Annotated in this window: 16 protein-coding genes, 2 tRNA genes and 1 other RNA gene; 11 read left to right on the top strand and 8 right to left on the bottom strand. The window is 56.4% G+C overall.

What is annotated here, in order from left to right; all coding sequences use genetic code 11:
• The first annotated feature begins 2 nt into the window (after positions 1–2).
• The 5 genes from ntrB (at position 3) to N1249_RS12625 (ending at position 9748) form a co-directional block, all read left to right on the top strand.
• The gene (gene ntrB / locus N1249_RS12645) at positions 3–884 is read left to right on the top strand and encodes a nitrate ABC transporter permease (protein ID WP_259829718.1); all 882 of its coding nucleotides are present in this window, start codon (positions 3–5) and stop codon (positions 882–884) included.
• Between the two features lie 9 nt (positions 885–893).
• Positions 894–1682, top strand: a complete 789-nt coding sequence (locus N1249_RS12640; protein WP_259829716.1) for an ABC transporter ATP-binding protein — start codon at positions 894–896, stop codon at positions 1680–1682.
• A 13-nt stretch (positions 1683–1695) separates the two neighbouring features.
• Positions 1696–5682, top strand: a complete 3987-nt coding sequence (nirB, locus tag N1249_RS12635; RefSeq protein ID WP_259829712.1) for a nitrite reductase large subunit NirB — start codon at positions 1696–1698, stop codon at positions 5680–5682.
• Positions 5679–8177 (top strand): nitrate reductase, encoded by a 2499-nt coding sequence (locus N1249_RS12630; protein ID WP_259829710.1) that lies wholly within the window; start codon positions 5679–5681, stop codon positions 8175–8177. Before nirB ends, N1249_RS12630 begins: the two co-directional genes overlap by 4 nt.
• A gap of 164 nt (positions 8178–8341) precedes the next feature.
• Positions 8342–9748: a YchO/YchP family invasin gene (locus tag N1249_RS12625; RefSeq protein WP_259829708.1), complete on the top strand. Its 1407-nt coding sequence runs from the start codon at positions 8342–8344 to the stop codon at positions 9746–9748.
• 2 nt (positions 9749–9750) lie between these two features.
• On the opposite strand, the gene narL is transcribed toward N1249_RS12625, so the two are convergent.
• Complete coding sequence (narL, locus tag N1249_RS12620) at positions 9751–10401, bottom strand: two-component system response regulator NarL (protein ID WP_003856701.1); 651 nt, start codon at positions 10399–10401, stop codon at positions 9751–9753.
• The gene (gene narX / locus N1249_RS12615; protein ID WP_259829707.1) at positions 10394–12190 is read right to left on the bottom strand and encodes a nitrate/nitrite two-component system sensor histidine kinase NarX; all 1797 of its coding nucleotides are present in this window, start codon (positions 12188–12190) and stop codon (positions 10394–10396) included. Before narX ends, narL begins: the two co-directional genes overlap by 8 nt.
• Positions 12191–12499: 309 nt before the next feature.
• Between narX and N1249_RS12610 the strand changes: the two genes are divergently transcribed.
• The 5 genes from N1249_RS12610 (at position 12500) to narI (ending at position 20937) form a co-directional block, all read left to right on the top strand.
• Positions 12500–13897: a NarK family nitrate/nitrite MFS transporter gene (locus N1249_RS12610; protein WP_259829706.1), complete on the top strand. Its 1398-nt coding sequence runs from the start codon at positions 12500–12502 to the stop codon at positions 13895–13897.
• 380 nt (positions 13898–14277) lie between these two features.
• Complete coding sequence (locus tag N1249_RS12605; RefSeq protein WP_259829705.1) at positions 14278–18021, top strand: nitrate reductase subunit alpha; 3744 nt, start codon at positions 14278–14280, stop codon at positions 18019–18021.
• Positions 18018–19553: a nitrate reductase subunit beta gene (narH, locus tag N1249_RS12600; RefSeq protein WP_259829703.1), complete on the top strand. Its 1536-nt coding sequence runs from the start codon at positions 18018–18020 to the stop codon at positions 19551–19553. The genes N1249_RS12605 and narH overlap by 4 nt, the downstream gene beginning before the upstream one ends.
• Positions 19550–20260: a nitrate reductase molybdenum cofactor assembly chaperone gene (narJ, locus tag N1249_RS12595; protein ID WP_166715645.1), complete on the top strand. Its 711-nt coding sequence runs from the start codon at positions 19550–19552 to the stop codon at positions 20258–20260. Before narH ends, narJ begins: the two co-directional genes overlap by 4 nt.
• Positions 20260–20937 carry a respiratory nitrate reductase subunit gamma gene (gene narI, locus N1249_RS12590; protein WP_259829702.1) on the top strand — a complete coding sequence of 226 codons (678 nt, stop codon included), beginning with the start codon at positions 20260–20262 and terminating at the stop codon, positions 20935–20937. The genes narJ and narI overlap by 1 nt, the downstream gene beginning before the upstream one ends.
• Here narI and N1249_RS12585 read toward each other — a convergent pair.
• A complete protein-coding gene (locus N1249_RS12585; RefSeq protein WP_259829701.1) occupies positions 20934–21830 on the bottom strand; it encodes a DMT family transporter in 897 nt (298 codons plus the stop codon). The genes narI and N1249_RS12585 overlap by 4 nt on opposite strands.
• 107 nt (positions 21831–21937) lie before the next feature.
• Here N1249_RS12585 and N1249_RS12580 point away from each other — a divergent pair, with 107 nt between their 5' ends.
• The gene (locus N1249_RS12580; protein WP_259829700.1) at positions 21938–22381 is read left to right on the top strand and encodes an Lrp/AsnC family transcriptional regulator; all 444 of its coding nucleotides are present in this window, start codon (positions 21938–21940) and stop codon (positions 22379–22381) included.
• Positions 22382–22578: 197 nt separating this feature from the next.
• Here N1249_RS12580 and N1249_RS12575 read toward each other — a convergent pair.
• The 5 genes from N1249_RS12575 to N1249_RS12555 form a co-directional block, all read right to left on the bottom strand.
• A non-coding RNA gene (locus N1249_RS12575) (RtT sRNA) lies at positions 22579–22709 on the bottom strand.
• Between the two features lie 45 nt (positions 22710–22754).
• A tRNA-Tyr gene (locus tag N1249_RS12570) sits at positions 22755–22839 on the bottom strand.
• A gap of 139 nt (positions 22840–22978) precedes the next feature.
• Positions 22979–23063: transfer RNA gene (locus N1249_RS12565), tRNA-Tyr, on the bottom strand.
• Between the two features lie 157 nt (positions 23064–23220).
• Entirely contained in the window at positions 23221–24063 is an 843-nt protein-coding gene (gene purU / locus N1249_RS12560) for a formyltetrahydrofolate deformylase (RefSeq protein ID WP_014070548.1), read from the bottom strand.
• A gap of 48 nt (positions 24064–24111) precedes the next feature.
• Positions 24112–24570 carry a YchJ family protein gene (locus N1249_RS12555; RefSeq protein WP_259829690.1) on the bottom strand — a complete coding sequence of 153 codons (459 nt, stop codon included), beginning with the start codon at positions 24568–24570 and terminating at the stop codon, positions 24112–24114.
• Positions 24571–24625: the final 55 nt, after the last annotated feature.

The raw sequence follows: 24625 nt of genomic DNA, 5'->3' as shown, positions 1-24625 counted from the left end.
TTATGAAGCATCTGCAAAACACCAGACATGTTGAAGAGAAGCCACTGAGCGGGGAAGTGATAGCCCTGCCGCCGGTTCAGGTTCGCCGTCGTGCACCGGCACTGGCGCGTAAGGTCAATGCACTTTTACAACGCATTGTTCCGGCATTTCTGGGGCTGGGGTTGCTGGTGGTGCTCTGGCAACTGGCGGCCATTAACAGCAAAGGGTTCCCGACGCCGCTCAGCACCCTGGATTCCGCGTTAACGCTGTTCGCCGATCCGTTTTACCGCGACGGGCCAAACGACATGGGGATTGGCTGGAACGTGCTGGCATCGTTACAGCGCGTGGCGGTGGGCTTTGGCCTGGCGGCGCTGGCGGGGATCCCGCTGGGCTTCCTGATTGGCCGTTTCACCTTTTTCTCGCGCATGTTTACGCCGCTGATTGCGCTCCTGCGCCCGGTTAGCCCACTGGCGTGGTTGCCTATTGGATTGCTGTTGTTCCAGAAAGCGGAGCCTGCCTCAAGCTGGACCATTTTTATCTGCTCTATCTGGCCGATGGTCATTAACACCGCCGAGGGCGTGCGCCGTATTCCGCAGGACTACCTCAACGTCGCCCGCGTATTGCAGCTTTCCGAGTGGACCATCATGCGCAAAATTCTGTTCCCGGCGGTGTTACCTGCCGTGCTGACCGGGGTGCGCCTCTCTATCGGGATCGCCTGGCTGGTGATTGTCGCTGCCGAAATGCTCACCGGGGGGCTGGGGATCGGTTTCTGGATCTGGAATGAGTGGAACAACCTCAACGTCGAAAACATTCTCATCGCCATTGTGATCATTGGCGTGGTCGGGTTGCTGCTGGAGCAGGGGCTGATGCTGATCGCCCGTCGCTTTAGCTGGCAGGAAAAATAAGGAGTGACTATGAAACCATTAATTCAGGTACAGGCCGTGAGCCAGCGTTTTTCCACCGCCAGCGGTGAGTTTCTGGCGCTGCAAAATGTCTCTTTCGATATTCACGAAGGCGAAACCGTGAGCCTGATTGGCCACTCCGGCTGCGGTAAATCGACGCTGCTGAACCTTATCGCCGGGATCACCTTGCCGACCGAAGGTGGGCTGATTTGTGATAACCGCGAAATCGCAGGTCCCGGGCCGGAGCGTGCGGTGGTCTTCCAGAACCACTCTTTACTGCCGTGGCTGACCTGTTTCGACAATGTGGCGCTGGCGGTCGAGCAGGTGTTTCGCCGCTCTATGGGCAAGGCCGAGCGCAAGGAGTGGATTGAGCACAACCTCAATCGCGTGCAGATGGGCCACGCGCTGCATAAGCGCCCGGGGGAGATCTCCGGTGGCATGAAGCAGCGAGTGGGCATTGCCCGCGCGCTGGCAATGAAGCCGAAAGTGCTGCTGATGGATGAACCTTTCGGCGCACTGGATGCGCTAACCCGTGCCCATTTGCAGGACTCGGTAATGCAAATTCAGCAGGAGCTGAACACCACCATCGTGCTGATTACCCACGATGTGGATGAAGCGGTGCTGCTTTCCGACCGGGTCCTGATGATGACCAACGGCCCGGCGGCCACCGTCGGGGAGATCCTTAATGTTGATCTGCCGCGCCCGCGTAACCGGGTACAGCTTGCTGACGACAGCCGCTATCACCATATGCGCCAGCAGATCCTGCATTTCCTCTACGAAAAACAGCCGAAAGCGGCGTAGCGAGGAGGCCACGATGCGTCTGGTTATTATCGGCAACGGCATGGCAGCAACACGACTGATCACCGCGCTCACTGAGCGCGCACCGGGCCGTTTTGTTATCACCGTCATCGGTGATGAGCCAGAACATGCCTATAACCGCATTCAGCTCTCTCCGGTGCTGGGTGGCGAGAAAGAGGCAGCGAAAATCCGTCTTCAGGATGACGAAAGCTATCGCGCACAGGGGGTGACGGTACTGCGGGGTGAAAAAGTCACGGCGGTGGATGTGGCAGGCCGTGAAATTCACACCCAGAGCCGGACGCTGCCGTGGGATGAGCTGGTTTTCGCTACCGGATCCAGCCCCTTTGTGCCGCCGATCCCCGGCCACCAGGCGCCGCATGTTTTTACCTTTCGCACGCTAAAGGATACCCGCGCCATTCAGGGGATCGCAGGCCCGGCGGTGGTGTTGGGCGGTGGAGTACTGGGCGTAGAGGCGGCCGCAGCGCTTGCACTCTCAGGTGACAACGTCACGTTGGTGCATCGTGGGGAATGGCTGATGGAACAGCAGCTGGATCAGCAGGCCGGAGTACTTCTGGAAGAAGCGCTGGCAGAGCGAGGTGTTCGCTGTGAACTGTCGTCCGGTATTACGGCGATTGCGGAGGATTCGGTCACGCTGGCGAATGGTCGTCAGCTACCGGCGGCACGCGTGGTGATGGCCACCGGCGTTATCCCCAACAGCCGCCTTGCGAACGAGAGCGGTATTGCCTGCGCCAGAGGCATCCTGGTTAACCACCAGATGCAGACTTCCGTCCCACACGTCAGCGCGATTGGCGAGTGCTGCGAGATTGACGGCCAGACGTTTGGCCTGGTCGCCCCCTGTCTGGCACACGCGGATATTCTCGCCGCACGCCTGGCCGGGGAGAGGCCACCAGCGTTGAGTCATCACGACAGCGGGATGCGCCTCAAGGTGACGGGGGTGGAGTTGTTCAGCGCCGGGCGCGCCCGGGCGCTGCCGGAGGATGTGGTCTGGAGTTCGTGGGATCCGCTGACCCGCCATTATCGCCGTTTATTAATTCATCGCGGTGCCCTTGCTGGCGTGCTGCTGATGGGAGATTGCCGCAGCGCGGCAACATTTACCGATTTACTGGCAACGCCTGTTCCCGCGCACGTGGACTGGCTGTTCGATCGTTTCACTACGCAACCGCAGGTTGCAGGACAGAAAACTATGACAAAACCTACTCTGGTGGTGGTTGGGCACGGTATGGTCGGCCATCATTTTCTTGAGGATTGCGTAAACCGCAATCTGCATCAGCAGTACCAGATTATCGTCTTTGGTGAAGAGCGTTATGCCGCCTATGACCGCGTACATCTTTCCGAGTATTTTGGCGGGCGCAGCGCAGATTCCCTCTCACTGGTCGAGGGCGATTTCTTTGCTGACAACGGAATCGAACTGCGTTTATCCCAGCAGATCACCGCTATCGACCGGGAGTCCCGGGTGGTACGCACCGCCAGCGGGCATGAAACCCACTGGGACAAACTGGTGCTGGCCACCGGCTCTTATCCCTTCGTGCCACCCGTACCGGGCAATGACCTGCAAGGGTGCTTTGTCTACCGCACGCTCGACGATCTGGACAATATCGCAGCTCATGCCACGGGTTCCCGCCGTGGGGTGGTGATCGGCGGCGGCCTGCTGGGGCTGGAAGCGGCAAATGCCCTGAAACAGCTCGGGCTTGAAACGCACGTGGTGGAGTTTGCCCAGAATCTGATGGCGGTCCAGCTCGACAACGACGGTGCGGCGATGCTGCGTAAAAAGATTGAAGCGCTGGGCGTGGGTGTGCATACCAGCAAAGCGACAACGGAAATCGCTGCGACCGACGCAGGGCTGGTACTGCGTTTTGCCGATGGCGAACAGCTTGATACCGATATGGTGGTGTTCTCTGCGGGGATCCGCCCGCAGGATGCGCTGGCGCGCAGCAGTGGCCTGGCAGTAGGCGAACGCGGAGGGATCTGCATTGATGCCCGGTGCCAGACCTCGGATGAAAACGTGTTTGCCATCGGGGAATGCGCCCTGTGGGAGGGTAAAATTTTTGGCCTGGTGGCTCCGGGATACCAGATGGCGCGCGTGGCGTCAGCCTGTCTGGCGGGTGAAGAGAAGACCTTTGCTGGCGCTGATATGAGCACCAAACTGAAGCTGCTCGGGGTGGATGTTGCTTCGTTTGGCGATGCGCACGGTCGCACGCCGGGGGCATTAAGCTACCAGTGGACCCACGGCCCGCAGCAGATCTACAAAAAAATCGTCGTCAGCCACGACAGTAAAACGTTACTCGGCGGCGTGCTGGTGGGCGATGCCAGCGAATACGCGACCCTGGTACAGATGATGCTGAACGGCATCAGTCTGCCAAAAGAGCCGGAAACGCTGATTTTACCGGCCGTTGCCGGCAGTGCGCCCAAAGCGCTCGGCGTGGCGGCGCTGCCTGAGAGTGCGCAGATTTGCTCATGCCATAACGTCAGCAAAGGCGACATCTGCCAGGCGGTCAGCGCCGGGGCAACGGATATCGGCGCCATCAAGCAGTGCACCAAAGCGGCCACCGGCTGCGGCGGCTGTAGCGCGCTGGTCAAACAGGTAATGGAATTCCAGCTTGCCGGGCAGGGCGTTGAGGTGAAAAAGGACATTTGCGAACACTTCCCGTACTCGCGTCAGGAGATTTATCACCTGGTGCGTGTTAACCACATCCACACGTTCGATCAGCTGATTAGCCGTTACGGACAAGGACACGGGTGTGAAATCTGTAAGCCGCTGGTGGGCTCTGTGCTGGCGTCCTGCTGGAACGAGTATCTGCTTAAGCCTGCGCATTTGCCGCTTCAGGACACCAACGACCGTTACTTCGCCAATATCCAGAAGGACGGGACTTACTCCATCGTGCCGCGAATGCCGGCCGGTGAAGTTACCGCCGACGGGCTGATTGCCATTGGCCAGATTGCCAAACGCTATCAGCTGTACAGCAAAATTACCGGCGGGCAGCGAATTGACCTGTTTGGTGCCACCCTCGAACAATTGCCGGAGATCTGGCTGGCGCTGGTGGAAGCGGGCTTTGAAACCGGGCACGCGTACGGCAAATCCCTGCGGACGGTGAAATCCTGCGTCGGCTCAACCTGGTGTCGCTACGGCGTGCAGGACTCCACCGGACTTGCCGTCAGGCTGGAGCATCGCTACAAGGGGCTGCGCGCGCCGCATAAAATCAAAATGGCCGTCTCGGGCTGTACCCGCGAATGTGCGGAAGCCCAGAGCAAAGATGTCGGCGTTATCGCAACCGACAAAGGCTGGAACCTGTACCTGTGCGGCAACGGCGGCATGAAGCCTCGCCACGCTGACCTGTTCGCCAGCGATCTGGATGACGAGACGCTTATCCGCACGGTCGACCGTTTTCTGATGTTCTATATCCGCACCGCGGATCGTCTGCAACGCACCAGCACCTGGATGGATAACCTGGAAGGCGGTCTGGATTACCTTCGCGAGGTGATCCTGGACGACAGCCTGGGCATTGCCCACGAGCTGGAGCAGGAGATGGCGCGGGTCGTGGATACTTATCAGTGCGAATGGCAAACCACGCTTAACGATCCCGATCGTCTGGCGCTGTTCCGCACGGCGGTGAACGGTACGCCAGCGGACGAGAACAAACGCTGGCAGGAAATCTGCGGCATTGAGGATATTCCTGAGCAGGCGGGCATTGGCGCGACACTTGGCCGCAAACACATTGCGCTGTTCCGCTTCGGAAAAACCGTTTATGCCCTTGACGATCTCGAGCCCGGCAGCACCGCCCGCGTGCTTTCGCGCGGCATTCTGGGCGATGCGGGGGGCGAGCCTGTTGTCATTTCGCCGCTCTATAAGCAACGCATCCGTCTGCGCGATGGGCGTCAGGCTGAAAACGGTGAACCTGCCGTGCGCGCATGGCCGGTGAAAATTGAAAACGGCAAGGTGTGGGTCGGAAACGAAGAGCTAGTGATGCGCGCGGAGGCCTCATGAATGAAACCCGTACCACTTGTCCTTACTGCGGCGTAGGCTGCGGTGTCGTTGCCCGCGTTGAGGGTGAGACAGTGAGCGTGCGGGGGGATGAAACCCATCCTGCGAATCTGGGGCGGCTTTGTGTTAAAGGCTCGGCGCTGGGTGAAACCACAGGGTTAGCAGGGCGGTTGTTACGCCCTGTGGTGGAGGGCAAAGAGACGACATGGCCGCAGGCGCTGGACGTAGCCGGTGAGCGCCTGCGTGAGGTCATTGAAACCTGGGGGCCGCAGGCAGTAGCGTTTTACGCCTCCGGCCAGCTGTTGACCGAGGATTACTACGCCGCCAATAAACTGATGAAGGGATTTATCGGTGCGGCGAATATCGACACTAACTCCCGGCTGTGTATGTCGTCGGCGGTGGTGGGGTACAAACGCGCGTTTGGCGAAGATATCGTGCCGTGCAGTTACGAGGACGTAGAAAACAGCGATCTGGTGGTGCTGGTGGGCTCGAACGCTGCGTGGACGCACCCGGTGCTCTATCAGCGTCTGGTGCAGGCGCGCCAGCAGAACCCGGCGATGAAAGTGGTGGTTATCGATCCGCGCAAGACAGCCACCTGCGATATTGCCGATTTGCATCTGCCGTTACTCCCCGGCAGCGATGCCGGGCTGTTTGTCGGCCTGCTGAATATGATTCAGGGGACAACGGATTGGCCGCTCGCGCGGGTGGCAGAATTTTGTGGTTTGTTGGCAGAAGATGTCGGTACGTTTTATGACTGGTTTATTACCGCGCCCCGGGCGATCACGCTCTACACCATGGGCATTAATCAGTCCTCCAGCGGCAGCGATAAATGCAACGCGATCATCAATGTCCATCTGGCCAGCGGGAAGTTCGCCCGGCCGGGCTGTGGCCCGTTTTCCCTGACCGGACAACCCAATGCGATGGGGGGGCGAGAGGTGGGCGGGCTGGCGAATCAGCTGGCAGCACATATGAATTTTGAACCGGATGACTTATCGCGCGTGGCGAGATTCTGGGGAACCGAACGACTGGCGCAAACGCCGGGGCTGATGGCCATAGAGTTGTTTGATGCCATCGCGCGTGGAGAGGTCAAAGCGGTGTGGATCATGGGGACGAACCCTGCCGTATCGCTGCCGGACAGCCACGCGGTGTGCCAGGCACTGGCATCCTGCCCGCTGGTGATTGTCTCTGAGGTCATGCGTGACACCGATACCAGTCACTTCGCCCATATCCGGTTTCCGGCGCTCGGCTGGGGAGAAAAGAACGGCACCGTCACCAACTCGGAACGGCGTATCTCGCGCCAGCGTGCTTTTCTTCCTGCGCCCGGAGAAGCCAGACCGGACTGGTGGATCATCGCCCAGGTGGCAAAACAGCTTGGCTACGCCGAGGCGTTTTCCTGGCAGCATCCGCAGGAGATTTTTTGTGAACATGCGGCGCTCTCGGCGTTTGAGAATGACGGCGCGCGGGCCTTTAACCTGAAGGAGCTGGCTTCGCTGAGCCGCGAAGAGTGGGACGCGCTGGCCCCGTACCAGTGGGCGGCGGGGGATTTTCCGCGCCGGAAGATAATCCCCGTGGAGCCAGAAAAGCACGGTGCCACGGTGGATGCGCTTTATCCGCTGCTGCTGAACAGCGGGCGTATCCGCGATCAGTGGCACACCATGACCCGCACCGGCTACGTACCCAGGCTGATGCAGCATATGGATGAACCTCGCCTTGAAATAGGTGCAGAGGATGCTGCGCGTTTTGACCTGTGCGATGGCCAGCTGGCACGCGTCAGTTCACCGCGCGGGGTGATGGTCGCCAGAGTGAAGATCAACAATGGTCAGCGGGCCGGTGAACTGTTTACCCCGATGCACTGGAACGGCTGTTTTGCCCGTCAGGGGAAGGTCAATGCTCTGGTGGAAGGGCGCTGCGATCCGCATTCAGGCCAGCCCGAAAGTAAGCAGACGGCGGTCAGAGTCATGCCCTGGCAGCCCGCCTGGCAGGGGGAGCTGTACGCCCGCGAACTGCCGGAACTGCCGCCATCGGCCTGCTGTTGGCGCAAAGCGGCGCAGGATGTGCAGCGCATCACCCTGGCTGGGGATAAATCACTACTGGAGTGGGTCATGGCGCACTGCACCGGACAAGGCTGGCAGCTGCAAATTGCGCAGACGGGTGAGCGCAGCAGCGTGCTGGCCTGGCAGCAGGGGGAGCTGATGCTCGGTTTTTGGGAAGGAAAGACGTTGCCGGAACTGGCACATGCGTTTATTGAAGAGACGTTTCGCACCGCGCCCGTGGCGCTGGCCGAGCGACATGCGATCCTGAACGGGCAGCGTCCGGGCGAACGGGTGGAGCCGGGGCGGATTATCTGTAGCTGTTTTAGCGTGGGTGAAAATACGATACGCGAGGCAATTGCTGAGGGGTGCGATTCAGCGGCAGCGTTGGGAGCGAAGCTGCGCTGTGGCACCAACTGCGGCTCTTGCGTACCGGAGCTGAAAGGGTTGTGTAAGGTGACAGTGTAACGGTGTCGGGCGGCGGCTTCGCCTTACCCGTCCGACAAATGCGCGCCGCCCGACGAAAATGTTCAGGATAATCCTGAAATTTCGGCTAGGACTGCATTTCACTGCTTATCGCGTTAACATAATAAGAGTTTATTCATAAACACAGGTTCTTATTTACGACGTTGATGGCTGTATCGTCCCGCATTCGTTCGCTGTTTTTACTCCCCCTTATTTCGGCCGGAGCCGTTTACGGTGCGCCGAATTCCTTTATCCAGCAGGCGCAAAATCCCTTCGATAATAACGGTGATGGTCTGCCCGACCTCGGTCTGGCGGCACCGTCGTCCGCAAGAGAAAAACATCTGGCGGAGATGGCAAAAGCATTCGGTGAAGCGAGCATGACCGATAACGGCCTGACGACCGGCGAGCAGGCCCGCCAGTTCGCCTTTGGCCAAGTGCGTGATGCGTTAAGCGGTGAAGTGAATCAGCAAATTGAAACCTGGCTCTCTCCCTGGGGTAACGCCAGCGTGGATTTGCTGGTGGATGAGGAGGGGAATTTCACCGGCAGCAGCGGGCGATGGTTTGTGCCCTGGCAGGATAATAACCGCTACCTGAGCTGGAGCCAGCTTGGGCTGACTCAACAGACGGACGGCCTGGTCAGCAATGCCGGTATCGGCCAACGCTGGCTGGCCGGGACCTGGCTGCTGGGTTACAACACCTTCTATGACAACCTGCTTGATGAAAACTTGCAGCGTGCGGGGCTGGGCGCCGAAGCCTGGGGTGAGAATTTGCGTTTATCGGCAAACTACTACCAGCCGTTTGCCAGCTGGCGAAACCGCTCGGATCTCCAGGAGCAGCGCATGGCCCGTGGCTACGATGTCACGGCGAAAGCATGGCTGCCGTGGTTCCATCACCTCAACACCAGCGTCAGTTTTGAACAGTATTTTGGCGATAGCGTGGATCTGTTTAACAGCGGAACCGGCTACCACAACCCGATGGCGGTAAACCTGGGGCTGGATTATACCCCCGTGCCGTTGCTGACCTTTTCCGCTGCCCACAAGCAGGGTGAGAGCGGCGTCAGCCAGAACAATCTGGGCCTTAAGGTCAATTATCGTTTCGGAGTTCCGCTGGTTAAGCAGCTCTCTGCCGGTGAAGTGGCCGCCACACGTTCGCTGCGCGGCAGTCGTTACGATTCGCCAGAGAGGGATAACCTGCCGGTGATGGAGTTCCGCCAGCGCAAAACCTTATCGGTGTATCTGGCGACGCCACCCTGGGATCTGAAAGGGGGCGAAACGGTGATGCTGAAGCTGCAGGTGCGCAGTACCCACGGTATCCGTAAACTACACTGGCAGGGCGATACGCTGGCCCTGAGCCTGACGTCGCCGGCTAAAAATAACAGCAGCGATGGCTGGAGCGTCATTATGCCTGCCTGGAGTGAGCAGAGCGATGCACGTAATAGCTGGAAATTATCGGTGGTGGTGGAAGATGAGGACGGGCAGCGTGTCTCTTCCAATGAGATCACGCTTGCTGTGGCACAACCGCTGGTGGCATTACCTAACGACGACCCACGCTGGAAGCTGCTGCCGGACGAATGAAATCAGAAGATACGTTCCTGATGTACCCAAACCGCCGCTTCAACGCGGGATTTTAATTTCATCTTCTTGAGCATATGTTTCACATGCACTTTGACCGTACTTTCGGTGATATCCAGACGGCGGGCGATCATTTTGTTTGGCAGACCCTGAGCAATCAGCTTGAGAATGTCACGCTCGCGTGGCGTTAGCTGGCTGACGTCACGGTCAGAAGTGGCGCGGTTGGCGCGCAGGCTGGCGGCCAGCACAGGCGTTAAGGCTTCACTCAGCACCATCTCACCGGCGGCGGCCTGCTGCAGTGCTTTGAGCAGATCTTCCGGCTCCATATCTTTCAGCAAATAGCCATCGGCACCCCGTTTCAGCGCGGTCACAACGTCTTCTTCATGATTCGAAACGCTGAACACCACAACACGACCAGACAGTGATTTTTCACGCAGTTTGTCGAGCGTTTCCAGACCGTTCATACCCGGCATATTGAGATCGAGCAGGATCAAATCAGGATCAAGCGATTCGGCAAGTTCAATACCCTGTTCGCCGTTGCTGGCTTCGCCAACCACCGTGATATCCGGTGCCATGCTGACAAGTTGCTTCACGCCTGTGCGCAGCATCGGATGGTCGTCAATCAACAGGATGGATGCCGGTTCCTGATTAGTCATGGTTTTCTCCTTGAGCAGTTATTTGGGGCTTTTCGGGAATAAAGGTGACCACTACCTCGGTGCCACCAGACTCTCCCCGGCGAACCTGGCAATCTCCGCGCAGGCTTTGTGCGCGATCTCGCATGATAATTAAACCATAGTGGTTACTTCTCTCGGCATTTTCTGGCACGCCGCAGCCGTTGTCCTGGACCGTAAGTTTCACCTGATTATTGTGCTGGCTGACGGTCACGGTTACTGCCGTCGCACCGGAGTGTTTGAGCACGTTGCTCAGGGCTTCACGGGCGATTTGCAGTAAATGTATGGCCTGATGAGAGGGGACAAAACGCGGGGGCAGCTGGTAGTCGAGCTTCACCGGGAACCCCAGTCGGGCGCTAAATTCGTGGCAGCTGGACTCAAGTGCCGGGCGCAGGCCAGGCTCGGTCAACTGCAAACGGAAAGTGGTCAGCAGTTCGCGAAGCTGTACCCAGGAGGTATTCAGCTCGTTGCGGATCTGGCTGAGAAGCTGTTTGCTGCTTTCCGGCAGCCCATCGTCCTGCATTTGCAGGCAGCTGACCTGCATCTTCATACAGGAGAGCGACTGGGCAATGGAGTCGTGAAGCTCGCGGGCAATGGTGGCGCGCTCTTCCATAACGATCAACTGCTGCTGTTTTTCCTGGTGGTGATCGAGCGCCAGTGTGGCGGCCAGCTGTTCAACCAGCGTGTCTACCAGTTGTTGCTGGTCATGGCTCAGGTGACGCCCCGCAGGCAGGGTGGCCAGCAAAATACCGTACTGCGTGTGGCCGTCCGTCAGACGCCATTTGAGCGTGGTCCCGCTGCCGGTCAGCGGCGGTAATCCGCGCGGACAAAGATGGCAACCCTTATCATCGCAGGACATGTCCGACTGACAGGTAAACTCCTGATGATTTTCTTCATCTTCGATGTCGTAAACCCGCAGCTCCAGGTCGTGCAGCAGGGTTAAATTTTGCAGGCCGTTCAGTACCGGTGAGAGGCGTTCACACAGGGGAACCTGCATATGCAGACGGCGATTGGCCTGCCATAAAAACGAGAGAATTTCGTTTTTCTGCTCAAGACCGGCCGTTTTTTCCTGGACGCGTTTTTCCAGCACCGCATAGCTTTCGGACAGCTCTTCCGACATGGTATTGAGCGCTTGTCCGAGCATCGCCATTTCATTGCGGCCGCTGATGTGGGTGCGCTGGGTAAAATCACGTTGCGTGACCGCTCGCGCCATCGCCAGCAGCTGTTTCCACGGGTTGAGCAACCGCGCACGCAGCCAGACGATGGTAAACACCAGCAATAACGCCATAAATATCGCCATCACCCGATGGACGACGACCACCCGGTCAATACGGTGTTCAGTGGTCTGGTCGAACGAAGAGACCAGCGTATCGATGCGCGAGACAAAACCGGCGACATCCTGTGATACGGTGTCTGCACGTTGGGCACTTTTCAGGTTGGGTTTCAGCTGCGAGTGCCAGTAGCCCTGGAGCGCCTTAAGCTGCGACTCTTGCCCGTCGCGGGTGGCGGCTCTTTCCAGCTCTGGGCTGAACGCCGTGCGTTCCATTTCGTCGATCAGCGGCTCATTGTCCAGAGAAAGGGGCACTGCTGCCAGCAGGCGGTAACTCTGCATACGTAGCGAGCCTGCCTCGTTAATGGCATGTGCATTACCCTGCACACCCTGTACCAGCGAGCCAGAGATAGCCATGCCGGTCACACCGATAGCGGTGGACAGCAAGACAATCAGTGCCAACTGGTTAACGAGTGTCAGCGGGGATAAGCATCTTTTTAACATAGGGTTGCCGGGCTCCTGACGTGGCCTGCTTGCAGGAATGGCGCTATTTTCATGCATACCCTGGAGTATACCCATACCAATAAAGGATTACCTCTAAATTGCCAGGCGGGTGATGTCTGGGGGGAAGGGAGTACGGGGAAGCGTCAGCACCGTGAAAAACCACACCTTTTTTACCGGAAAAGCCTACTCACTTAGAGTAATGGCTTTTTTTTCGCCGCAAATCTGCCCACTTTTCCTTTGATTTATATCAACTTACCGTCGGCCTAAAACCCTAATGTTTGCAGCATCATTCGAGAATCAGAGGTGTCTATGAGTCACTCATCCGCCCCCGAAAGGGATAATGGTGCCGTAATTACAGAATGGCGTCCGGAAGATCCGGCGTTCTGGGAACAACGCGGCCACCGTGTAGCAAGTCGTAATCTGTGGATTTCCGTTCCGTGTCTGCTGTTAGCGTTTTGCGTATGGATGTTGTTTAGTGCGGTGGCGGTTAACCTGCCGAAAGTTGGGTTTACCTTCACAACCGATCAGCTGTTTATGTTGACTGCGCTGCCGTCGCTGTCGGGTGCGCTGCTGCGTGTTCCTTACGCGTTTATGGTGCCGGTATTTGGCGGCCGTCGCTGGACGGCGTTCAGTACCGGGATCATGATCGTGCCGTGCGTATGGCTTGGTTTTGCCGTGCAGGATACCTCTACACCGTTTAGTGTGTTCGTGATTATCTCTCTGCTGTGCGGTTTTGCTGGCGCAAACTTTGCCTCCAGCATGGCAAACATCAGTTTCTTCTTCCCGAAAGCGAAGCAGGGCGGAGCGCTGGGCATTAACGGCGGTCTGGGGAATATGGGGGTGAGCGTGATGCAGTTAATTGCACCGCTGGCGATCTCTGTTTCTATTTTTGCGGCGTTTGGCGGCGGCGGTGTGACGCAACCTGATGGCTCTTCTCTGTTCCTGCAAAACGCGGCATGGATCTGGGTACCGTTCCTGGTGATCTTCACCCTGGCATCCTGGTTCTTTATGAATGACCTGTCTGCATCGAAAGCTTCTCTGAGCGAACAGCTTCCGGTTCTGAAGCGTGGGCACCTGTGGGTGATGGCGCTGCTGTACCTGGCAACCTTCGGTTCATTCATTGGTTTCTCCGCAGGCTTCGCGATGCTGTCGAAAACCCAGTTCCCTGAAATTCAGATCCTGCATTTCGCCTTCTTCGGGCCGTTCATTGGCGCGCTGGCCCGTTCTGTTGGCGGGATAATCTCCGATCGTCTGGGTGGAACGCGCGTGACGCTGGTGAACTTTGTGGTGATGGCTATCTTCTGTGCGCTGCTGTTCCTGACGCTGCCAACCAACGGCCAGGGCGGTAACTTTACCGCGTTCTTCGGTGTGTTTATGGTGCTGTTCCTGACGGCCGGGCTCGGTAGTGCCTCTACCTTCCAGATGATTTCGGTTATCTTCCGTAAGCTGACGATGGACCGCGTGAAAGCGCAGGGTGGTAACGAAGCACAGGCCATGCGTGAAGCTGCGACCGATACTGCAGCGGCACTGGGCTTTATCTCTGCCATTGGCGCCATTGGTGGCTTCTTCATCCCGAAAGCATTCGGTATTTCGCTTGACCTGACGGGCTCTCCGGCAGGGGCAATGAAAGTGTTCCTCGTATTCTATATCGCCTGCGTAGTGATTACGTGGCTGGTATATGGCCGTAATACCAAGAAAAATAAGTAAGTTTGATTATCCGTTTGCGCGGCCTTAGAGCCGCGCTTTTTTTTGATCCTGAATAGTTACAACATACTGATAGGGTATTTACCTGTCGCCGCGGGTAACACTGTGATCTTCATCGCTTTGCAGCCGTTTCTACCCCTTAATACCTAATATGTTAAAAAAAGCCGTAGTGTTTGTACGATAAATCAATATTTCCCTTTTAAATCAATATTATAAAAAATAGAAAATAATACCGCTTTGGTGGTATGTGCACTAATACCACCGCGCAGAGACCTCCTTTGCCTTGATCGTTATCAATTCCCGTCATCTATCAGAGCGTTACTTTCGCTGCAAATCAGCAATGTCGATTTAGAGAGCCACAGGCTCCACACAGGAGATACCCGATGAGCAAATTTTTGGACCGGTTTCGCTACTTCAAGCAGAAGGGCGAAACTTTTGCCGATGGGCACGGCCAGGTTCTGGAGACCAACCGGGACTGGGAAGACGGTTACCGTCAGCGTTGGCAGCATGACAAAGTCGTCCGTTCAACCCACGGCGTTAACTGTACTGGCTCGTGTAGCTGGAAGATTTTCGTTAAAAATGGTCTGGTGACCTGGGAAGTGCAGCAGACGGATTACCCGCGCACCCGCCCGGATTTGCCAAACCATGAACCGCGTGGCTGCCCGCGTGGCGCAAGCTACTCCTGGTATCTGTACAGTGCTAACCGCCTGAAATACCCGCTGATGCGCAAACGCCTGATGAAAATGTGGCGTGAAGCGAAAGTCCAGCACAGCGATCCGGTCGATGCCTGGGCCTCTATTATCGAAGACGCCGACAAAGCGAAAAGCTTCAAGCAGGCTCGTGGTCGCGGTGGTTTCGTGCGTTCCTCATGGAAAGAAGTGAACGAGCTGATTGCCGCCTCCAACGTCTACACCGTCAAAACCTACGGCCCGGACCGCGTAGCAGGCTTCTCGCCAATCCCGGCGATGTCGATGGTGTCCTACGCATCTGGCGCGCGCTACCTCTCCCTGATTGGCGGTACCTGCCTGAGCTTCTACGACTGGTACTGCGACCTGCCGCCTGCGTCTCCGCAGACCTGGGGTGAGCAGACCGACGTTCCTGAATCGGCCGACTGGTATAACTCCAGCTACATTCTGGCGTGGGGTTCTAACGTTCCGCAGACCCGTACACCGGATGCCCACTTCTTTACTGAAGTGCGTTACAAAGGCACCAAGACTGTCGCCATTACCCCTGACTATGCAGAAATCGCCAAACTGTGCGACCTGTGGTTAGCACCAAAACAGGGTACCGATTCCGCGATGGCGCTGGCGATGGGCCACGTCATGCTGCGTGAGTTCCACCTCGATAAACCGAGCCAGTACTTCACCGACTACGTGCGTCGCTACACCGACTTCCCGATGCTGGTCATGCTGGAAGAGCGCGATGGCTACTACGCGGCAGGCCGGATGCTGCGCGCGGCCGACCTCGTGGATGCACTCGGTCAGGAAAACAACCCGCAATGGAAAACCGTTGCCTGTAACAGCAATGGTGAGCTGGTGGCACCAAACGGATCTATCGGCTTCCGCTGGGGTGAAAAAGGGAAATGGAACCTTGAGCAGCGCGATGGTACCTCCGGTGAAGAAACTGACCTGCGCCTGAGTATGCTGGGCAGCCAGGATGAGATCGCTGATGTAGGTTTCCCGTACTTCGGGGGGGAAGGTTCCGAACACTTCAACAAAGTTGAGCTGCAAAACGTCTTAATGCACAAGCTGCCGGTCAAGCGCCTGCAACTGGCGGATGGCTCCACGGCGCTGGTAACCACCGTTTACGACCTGACCATGGCCAACTACGGCCTGGAGCGCGGTCTGAATGATGAAAACTGCGCGACCAGCTATGACGAAGTGAAAGCGTACACCCCGGCCTGGGCAGAGCAAATCACTGGCGTACCTGCTGCACAGATCACCCGTATCGCACGCGAATTTGCGGAGAACGCTGACAAGACGCACGGTCGTTCGATGATCATCGTCGGTGCCGGTCTGAACCACTGGTATCACCTCGATATGAACTATCGCGGCCTGATCAACATGCTGATCTTCTGCGGTTGCGTCGGTCAGAGCGGCGGCGGCTGGGCACACTATGTGGGCCAGGAAAAACTGCGTCCACAGACAGGCTGGCAGCCACTGGCGTTTGCGCTTGACTGGCAGCGTCCGGCACGTCACATGAACAGTACCTCTTACTTCTATAACCACTCCAGCCAGTGGCGCTACGAAACCGTGACCGCGCAGGAACTGCTGTCACCGATGGCGGATAAATCCCGCTACAGCGGTCACCTGATTGACTTCAACGTACGTGCTGAACGTATGGGCTGGCTGCCGTCTGCTCCACAGCTGGGCACCAACCCGCTGCGTATCGCCGAAGAGGCGAAGAAAGCGGGCATGACGCCGGTGGATTACACCGTCAAATCCCTGAAAGAAGGCTCTATTCGCTTTGCGGCGGAACAGCCTGAAAACGGTAAAAACCATCCGCGTAACCTGTTCATCTGGCGCTCCAACCTGCTGGGTTCATCCGGTAAAGGCCATGAGTTCATGCTGAAGTATCTGCTCGGTACCGATCACGGTATTCAGGGGAAAGATCTCGGCAAGCAGGGCGGTGTGAAGCCTGAAGAAGTGGAATGGAAAGACAACGGTCTGGACGGCAAACTGGATCTGGTGGTGACGCTGGACTTCCGTCTGTCGAGCACCTGCCTGTACTCCGACATTGTGCTGCCAACCGCGACCTGGTACGAAAAAGACGACATGAATACCTCGGATATGCATCCGTTTATTCATCCACTGTCTGCGGCCGTTGACCCGGCATGGGAATCCAAAAGCGACTGGGAGATCTACAAAGGCATCGCTGAGAAATTCTCCGAAGTGTGCGTAGGGCATCTGGGCAAAGAAACTGACGTGGTTACGCTGCCAATCCAGCACGACTCCGCTGCCGAACTGGCGCAGCCGCTGGACGTGAAGGACTGGAAAAAAGGCGAGTGTGACCTGATCCCGGGCGTTACTGCTCCGCACATCATTCCGGTTGAACGTGACTACCCGGCGACCTATGAGCGCTTTACCTCTATCGGCCCGCTGATGGAAAAAATCGGTAACGGCGGTAAAGGGATTGCCTGGAATACCCAGAGCGAAATGGATCTGCTGCGCAAGCTCAATTACACCAAAGCAGACGGCCCGGCAAAAGGCCAGCCAATGCTGAACACGGCGATTGATGCGGCAGAGATGATCCTGACTCTGGCACCGGAAACCAACGGTCAGGTGGCAGTGAAAGCCTGGGAAGCGCTGAGTGAATTCACCGGTCGTGACCACAAGCATCTGGCGCTGAACAAAGAAGACGAGAAGATCCGCTTCCGCGATATTCAGGCGCAGCCACGCAAAATTATCTCCAGCCCGACCTGGTCTGGCCTTGAAGATGAGCACGTGTCTTATAACGCCGGTTATACCAACGTTCACGAGCTGATCCCATGGCGCACCCTGACAGGTCGTCAGTCTCTGTATCAGGATCACCAGTGGATGCGTGATTTCGGTGAAAGCCTGCTGGTTTACCGTCCACCAATCGACACCCGTTCGGTGAAAGCGGTGATGGGCGAGAAATCCAACGGTAACCCGGAAAAAGCGCTGAACTTCCTGACGCCGCACCAGAAGTGGGGTATCCACTCCACCTACAGCGACAACCTGCTGATGCTGACGTTAGGTCGCGGTGGTCCGATTGTGTGGATGAGCGAAGCCGATGCTAAAGACCTGGGGATCGTGGATAACGACTGGATTGAAGTGTTTAACACCAACGGTTCATTGACGGCGCGTGCCGTCGTCAGCCAGCGTGTGCCAGCCGGTATGACCATGATGTACCACGCGCAGGAACGTATCGTGAACATTCCTGGCTCAGAAATTACCGAGCAGCGCGGTGGTATCCATAACTCGGTCACCCGTATTACGCCGAAACCAACCCATATGATTGGTGGCTATGCGCAGTTGGCCTACGGCTTTAACTACTACGGCACCGTGGGTTCTAACCGTGATGAGTTTGTGGTGGTTCGTAAGATGAAGAATATTAACTGGTTAGACGGCGAAGGTAATGACCAGGTACAGGAGAGCGTAAAATGAAAATTCGTTCACAAGTCGGCATGGTGCTGAATCTGGATAAGTGCATCGGCTGTCATACCTGCTCAGTCACCTGTAAAAACGTCTGGACCAGCCGTGAAGGTACCGAGTACGCGTGGTTCAACAACGTTGAAACTAAGCCAGGTACCGGCTTCCCGACCAACTGGGAAGATCAGGAGAAGTACAAGGGCGGCTGGATCCGCAAAATCAACGGTAAGATCCAGCCGCGCATGGGTAACCGTACCATGCTGCTGGGAAAAATCTTTGCTAACCCGCATCTGCCGGGCATTGATGATTACTACGAGCCGTTTGATTTTGACTACCAGAACCTGCATAACGCCGCGGAAGGTAAGCATCAGCCGATCGCTCGTCCTCGCTCGCTGATCACCGGTCAGCGGATGAACAAGATCGAGAAAGGTCCGAACTGGGAAGACGATCTGGGCGGTGAATTCGAGAAGCTGTCGAAAGATAAAAACTTCGAGAACATGCAGAAGGCGATGTACGGCCAGTTCGAAAACACCTTCATGATGTACCTGCCGCGTCTGTGCGAACACTGTCTGAACCCGGCGTGCGTGGCGACCTGTCCGAGCGGCGCCATCTACAAGCGCGAAGAAGACGGTATCGTACTGATCGACCAGGACAAGTGCCGCGGCTGGCGCATGTGTATCACCGGTTGCCCGTACAAAAAAATCTACTTCAACTGGAAGAGCGGTAAGTCAGAGAAGTGCATTTTCTGTTATCCACGTATTGAAGCAGGGATGCCTACCGTCTGTTCCGAAAGTTGCGTAGGCCGTATTCGTTACCTAGGAGTGTTGCTGTATGACGCGGACGCCATTGAGAGCGCAGCGAGCACTGAACACGAGAAAGATCTGTACCAGCGTCAGCTGGATGTGTTCCTCGATCCGAACGATCCGAAAGTGATTGAGCAGGCGCTAAAAGACGGCGTGCCGCAGAGCGTGATCGACGCCGCACAGCAGTCACCGGTATATAAAATGGCGATGGACTGGAAGCTGGCTCTGCCACTGCACCCGGAATACCGCACGCTGCCAATGGTGTGGTATGTGCCGCCTCTGTCACCGATTCAGTCTGCTGCGGATGCCGGTGAACTGGGCAGCAATGGCATTCTGCCGGACGTGGAAAGCCTGCGTATCCCGGTTCAGTATCTGGCAAACCTGCTGACTGCGGGTGATACCCAGCCGGTGGTGCTGGCACTGAAACGTATGCTGGCAATGCGTCACTTTAAACGCACCGAAACCGTGGACGGCGTGATTGATACCCGTGCACTGGAGGAAGTGGGTCTGACCGAAGCGCAGGCGCAGGAAATGTACCGTTATCTGGCAATTGCTAACTACGAAGACCGTTTCGTGGTACCAAGCAGCCACCGTGAACAGGCGCGTGAAGCCTTCCCGGAAAAGGGCGGCTGTGGATTTACCTTCGGTGACGGTTGCCACGGTTCAGATACCAAATTCAACCTGTTCAACAGCCGTCGCATTGATGCCATGGATGTGACCAGCAAAACGGAGCCGCACCAATGATTGAACTCGTCATTGTTTCGCGTCTGCTCGAGTACCCGGATGCTGCGCTTGCGCAGCATCAACAGGAACTTTTCGATGCACTCGCGTCATCTGAAAACCTGGATAAAGAAGATGCCCAGAGCCTGGGCGTTTTCCTGCGCGATCTGTTAGCGCGCGATCTTCTGGATGCACAGGCTGACTACAGCCAGCTGTTTGACCGTGGCCGTGCCACTTCACTGCTGCTGTTTGAACATGTTCATGGCGAATCCCGTGACCGGGGTCAGGCAATGGTCGACCTGATGGCGCAGTACGAGCAGCACGGTCTGCAACTCGACAGCCGCGAGCTGCCGGATCACCTGCCGCTGTACCTTGAATATCTGGCGCAGCTGCCAAAAGAAGAAGCGCTCGGCGGGTTGCAGGACATCGCCCCGATTCTGGCGCTGCTCAGTGCGCGTCTGCAACAGCGTGAGAGCCGCTATGCGGTGCTGTTCGACCTGTTGGTGAAACTCGCGAATGCGGCAGTCGATAGCGAGAAAGTGGCGGAAAAAATTGCCGATGAAGCTCGCGATGATACCCCGCAGGCGCTGGATGCGGTCTGGGAAGAAGAGCAGGTGAAATTCTTTGCTGACCAGAATTGCGGCGAGTCAGAAATCTCGGCTCACCAGCGTCGTTTTGCCGGAGCTGTTGCCCCGCAATATTTGAATATCTCTAACGGAGGACAGCAATAATGCACTTCCTGAATATGTTCTTCTTTGATATCTATCCGTATATTGCAGGCACCGTGTTTCTGGTGGGAAGCTGGCTGCGTTATGACTACGGTCAGTACACCTGGCGTGCGGCCTCCAGCCAGATGCTGGATCGCAAAGGGATGAACCTGGCCTCTAACCTGTTCCATATCGGTATTCTGGGTATTTTTGCCGGTCACTTCCTGGGGATGCTGACTCCGCACTGGATGTACGAAGCCTGGCTGCCAATCGAAGTGAAGCAGAAGATGGCGATGTTTGCGGGTGGCGCCAGCGGTGTGATGTGTCTGGTCGGCGGGTTGTTGCTGCTGAAACGTCGTCTGTTTAGCCCGCGCGTGCGTGCCACCACAACCGGTGCAGACATCCTGATCCTGTCCCTGCTGATGGTGCAGTGTGCGCTGGGTCTGCTGACCATTCCATTCTCTGCCCAACATATGGACGGCAGCGAAATGATGAAGCTGGTGGGCTGGGCGCAGTCTGTCGTGACCTTCCACGGTGGTGCGTCTGAGCATCTGGATGGCGTGGCGTTTATCTTCCGCGTGCACCTGGTGCTGGGGATGACCCTGTTTGTGCTGTTCCCGTTCTCTCGTCTGGTGCACATCTGGAGCGCGCCGGTGGAGTACCTGACGCGCAAATACCAGATTGTGCGTGCCCGCCGCTAGTTAACTGTTTTGATACCAACCCCGCATTCGCGGGGTTTTTTTTCGCCCCAGCCCAGGTTGTTGCCCGCGGCGGCAACCAGGATCAGCGCACCACCTGCCAGTTGAGGTGCAGTCAGCGAATGCCCGAAGACCAGATTATCAACCACAATCGCTACCACCGGGTAAATAAAGGAGAGGGAGCCGGTGACAGGGGTAGGGAGCTTCTGAATGGCGCTATAGAGCAACTGGTACATTATGCCGGTGTGCACAATCCCCAGTGTTAAGAGCATTCCCCACGGGAAGTGCCCGGAAAACGTGGGCATCTGCGCCAGCGGCAATAGCATAACCACCCCGGTTAAGACCTGGATAAACGCAATATGTGGTGGCGCAATACTTCTGAGCTTGCGGGTGATAATGGCCGTCAGCGCGTAAAAGAAGGCTGCACCGAGCGCCAGCGCAATACCGCTAAGCCAGCCAGCTTCCCTTTTGCCGGTCAATTCGCCTGAGAGCAGAACCACCACGCCGCCGAAGGCCAGCAGGAGCCATCCCCATTTTGCCAGACTCACGCGTTCACCCAGCAGCATCCCCATCATTACCAGCATAAACGGCTGCGTGTTGTAGACCACGGTCGACAGACCTATCGAGATGCGCGCGTAGGCGGCAAAAAGCAGCATCCAGTTAACGACCAGCGCGATACCGCCGAGGATGGCCAGCCCCAGGGTAACTTTGGTTAACGGGCTAAAAGGCTGTTTGTTGATACGGATAAAAAGAAACAGAGCAACGGCGCCGATGAGGCAGCGCCAGAACACGACTTCTGTGACCGGTAAACCGGAGAGTAAAACAAAAGCTCCGATTGAGCCGGAAATAAGCATCGCCAGGCTCATTTGCCAGACGCCTTTTTGTCTATCACCCATAATGTACCTCCTGATTAATGGCTATATTGTCGAAAAAGCGTGTGGGCTTTTACAGTGGTGATATAAGGTGAAATACAGTTATGGCGTTTTTAAATTAGGTGAATGCTATGGATTACCTTCTCGATGATATCGACCGCCAGATATTAGCCTGCCTGGTGGAGGATGCGCGCGTGTCGTTGAAAGTGCTGAGTGGCCGTGTCGGGCTGACATCGCCAAGCACCGCAGAGCGGCTGAAAAGACTGGAGGAGCGGGGCGTGATTCAGGGGTATGGCGCACGCGTGAATTTAGCTGTGCTGGGATATACCTTGCAGGCGCTGGTGCGTGTGCGGCCGCTGCCGGGATTGTTACATAAGGTGGATAAATACATTCAGGCCATGCCGGAGTGTATTGAGAGCGACAAAGTGACCGGTGAGGATTGTTTTGTTATCAGGCTGGTGGTGCGCTCAATTGAGCAGCTTGATACGTTGCTGGATGGTCTCGCTGAACATGCCCAGTGCAATACATCTATTGTGAAGAGTTCGCCTGTGAAGCGCCGGCTGCCGCCGATGTAGCTGTCTGTTGCCGGGTGGCGGCTGCGCCTTACCCGGCCTACAAGGGGGGAGTACGATTTGTAGCCCTGGTAAGCGAAGCGCCACCGGGGAAAGCAGGTGTGCAGATGCCAGATACAGGCATTGGTATACATCCTTCCCTGCATCGGAAATAAATGTGGCATGGTGCAAAGAGTGAATGCGGAGTGATTTAAAAGTGATGGTGGTGGGGGAAGGATTACCCGGCGCGTTGCGCCTCGCCCTTCGGGTCGTTGCCTTCGGCAACGCTTTCTCGCTGCGCTCGAATCGAACCTTAGTCGAAGCTTCTCATCCTTCCCTGCATCGGAAATATATGTGGCATGGTGCAAAGAGTGAATGTGGAGTGATTTAAAAATGATGGTGGTGGGGGAAGGATTCGAACCTTCGAAGTCGATGACGGCAGATTTACAGTCTGCTCCCTTTGGCCGCTCGGGAACCCCACCGGGGGTAATGCTAATTTTGAGGTACAGCTTGAAGATGGTGGTGGAGGAAGGATTATTCGTCGCTTCGCTCCTCACCCTTCCCGATAAGTGCAAACTTCACATTATCTTATCGGTGTTACCACATCGCTGTGGTGAATAATGGTGGTGGGGGAAGGATTCGAACCTTCGAAGTCGATGACGGCAGATTTACAGTCTGCTCCCTTTGGCCGCTCGGGAACCCCACCACGGGGGAATGCTATTTACAGGCCTGCTTCCTGTTGGAAGCGGGGCGCATCATATCAAATGAGGCGCCCCTGTAAAGCGTTACCACGATAAAAATAAACTGGTTGGCTGAATTTTATGCGCAAAGACGCAAAGCTAACCAATTCATTTCTCAGTCGATTAAAGAATAATCGTCCGGTTACCGTAAACAAAGACGCGTTGACCCAGTACCTGATACAGCGCGCGGCTTAATACATTCTTCTCTACGTCACGCCCGGCACGCATCATGTCTTCTGCTGTGTAGGTGTGATCCACATGAATCACGTCCTGCATGATGATTGGGCCTTCGTCCAGGTTGTCATTCACGTAGTGCGCGGTTGCACCGATGATCTTCACACCACGCTCATACGCCTGGTGGTATGGACGAGCGCCGATAAATGCCGGCAGGAACGAGTGGTGGATATTGATAATCTTGTTCGGGAAACGTGACACGAAGGTTGGGGTCAACACACGCATGTATTTTGCCAGCACCACGTAGTCCGGATTATGCGCTTCAATGGCCTGCGCCATTAAGTCGTCGTGCTCTTCACGGGTATGACCTTCGTGGCTCACCAGTTCGAACGGAATATCAAAACGTTCCACCAGCGTACGCAGCGTGTCGTGGTTACCAATAACGGCGGCAATTTCCACATCCAGCCCACCGTAGTTTGCCTTCATCAGCAGATCGCCCAGGCAGTGCGCTTCTTTGGTGACCAGAATCACGATACGACGACGGCCAGCTGGCGTCAGTTCACGAACAGAGCCTTCAGGTAATGCGCTATCCAGGTCGGCAAGCAGGGTGGTGTCGTTGAAAATACCTTCCAGTTCGGTACGCATAAAGAAGCGACCGGTACGGTGGTCAACGAACTCGTTGTTCTGCACGATATTCAGTTCATGTTTGTAACAAATGTTGGTAATTCGTGCGATCAGCCCTTTTTGATCGGGACAGATGGTGCGCAGAACTTTACGTTGTAATGATTGCATCGCCGGGAAATCCTGTTTGAGTATTTGCGAAATCTGAGTTGTCAGGCATTACTGCCCGCAACACTTTTTAAATTTTTTACCTGAACCACAAGGGCAGGGATCGTTACGACCGATTTGCGGGCGCGTACCGTCAATATAATACCACTGCCCGCTTTCCTTTAAGAAACGGGAGCGTTCGATAATGGCAGCCGATTTATCGCGCTCGGTAAAGCGGGCAACAAAGCTGACGTAGCCTTCGTTGTCGTTGCTTCCGGCTGATGCTTCAAAAACGGTCAGGCCAAGCCACTGCGTGTTGGCGAAGCCAGCTTCAATGTCCTGACGAAAATCGGCGGCATGACAAGACGGGTGCCAGGTCTTAATCAGATAGTCTGCGTCTTTGATCACAAAAGCAGTATAACGCGAACGCATAAGGTGTGACGGGTCTGGTGCAACCTGCTCGCCAGTAAGATATCGCTGGCAACATAGGCTATAATCCAGAGCGCTACCACAGGGGCAGAGTTGAGACACGATTCTCTTCCTGGAACAAAAATTAAGGGCGTAAAACGCTTCGGGTAGCACCATG

Origin of the sequence: Enterobacter sp. CP102, from assembly GCF_025152625.1 — a bacterium.
Taxonomy (GTDB): domain Bacteria; phylum Pseudomonadota; class Gammaproteobacteria; order Enterobacterales; family Enterobacteriaceae; genus Enterobacter; species Enterobacter soli.
The sequence above is the reverse complement of the archived record's forward strand: the minus strand, read 5'-3'. Positions and strand labels throughout refer to the sequence as shown.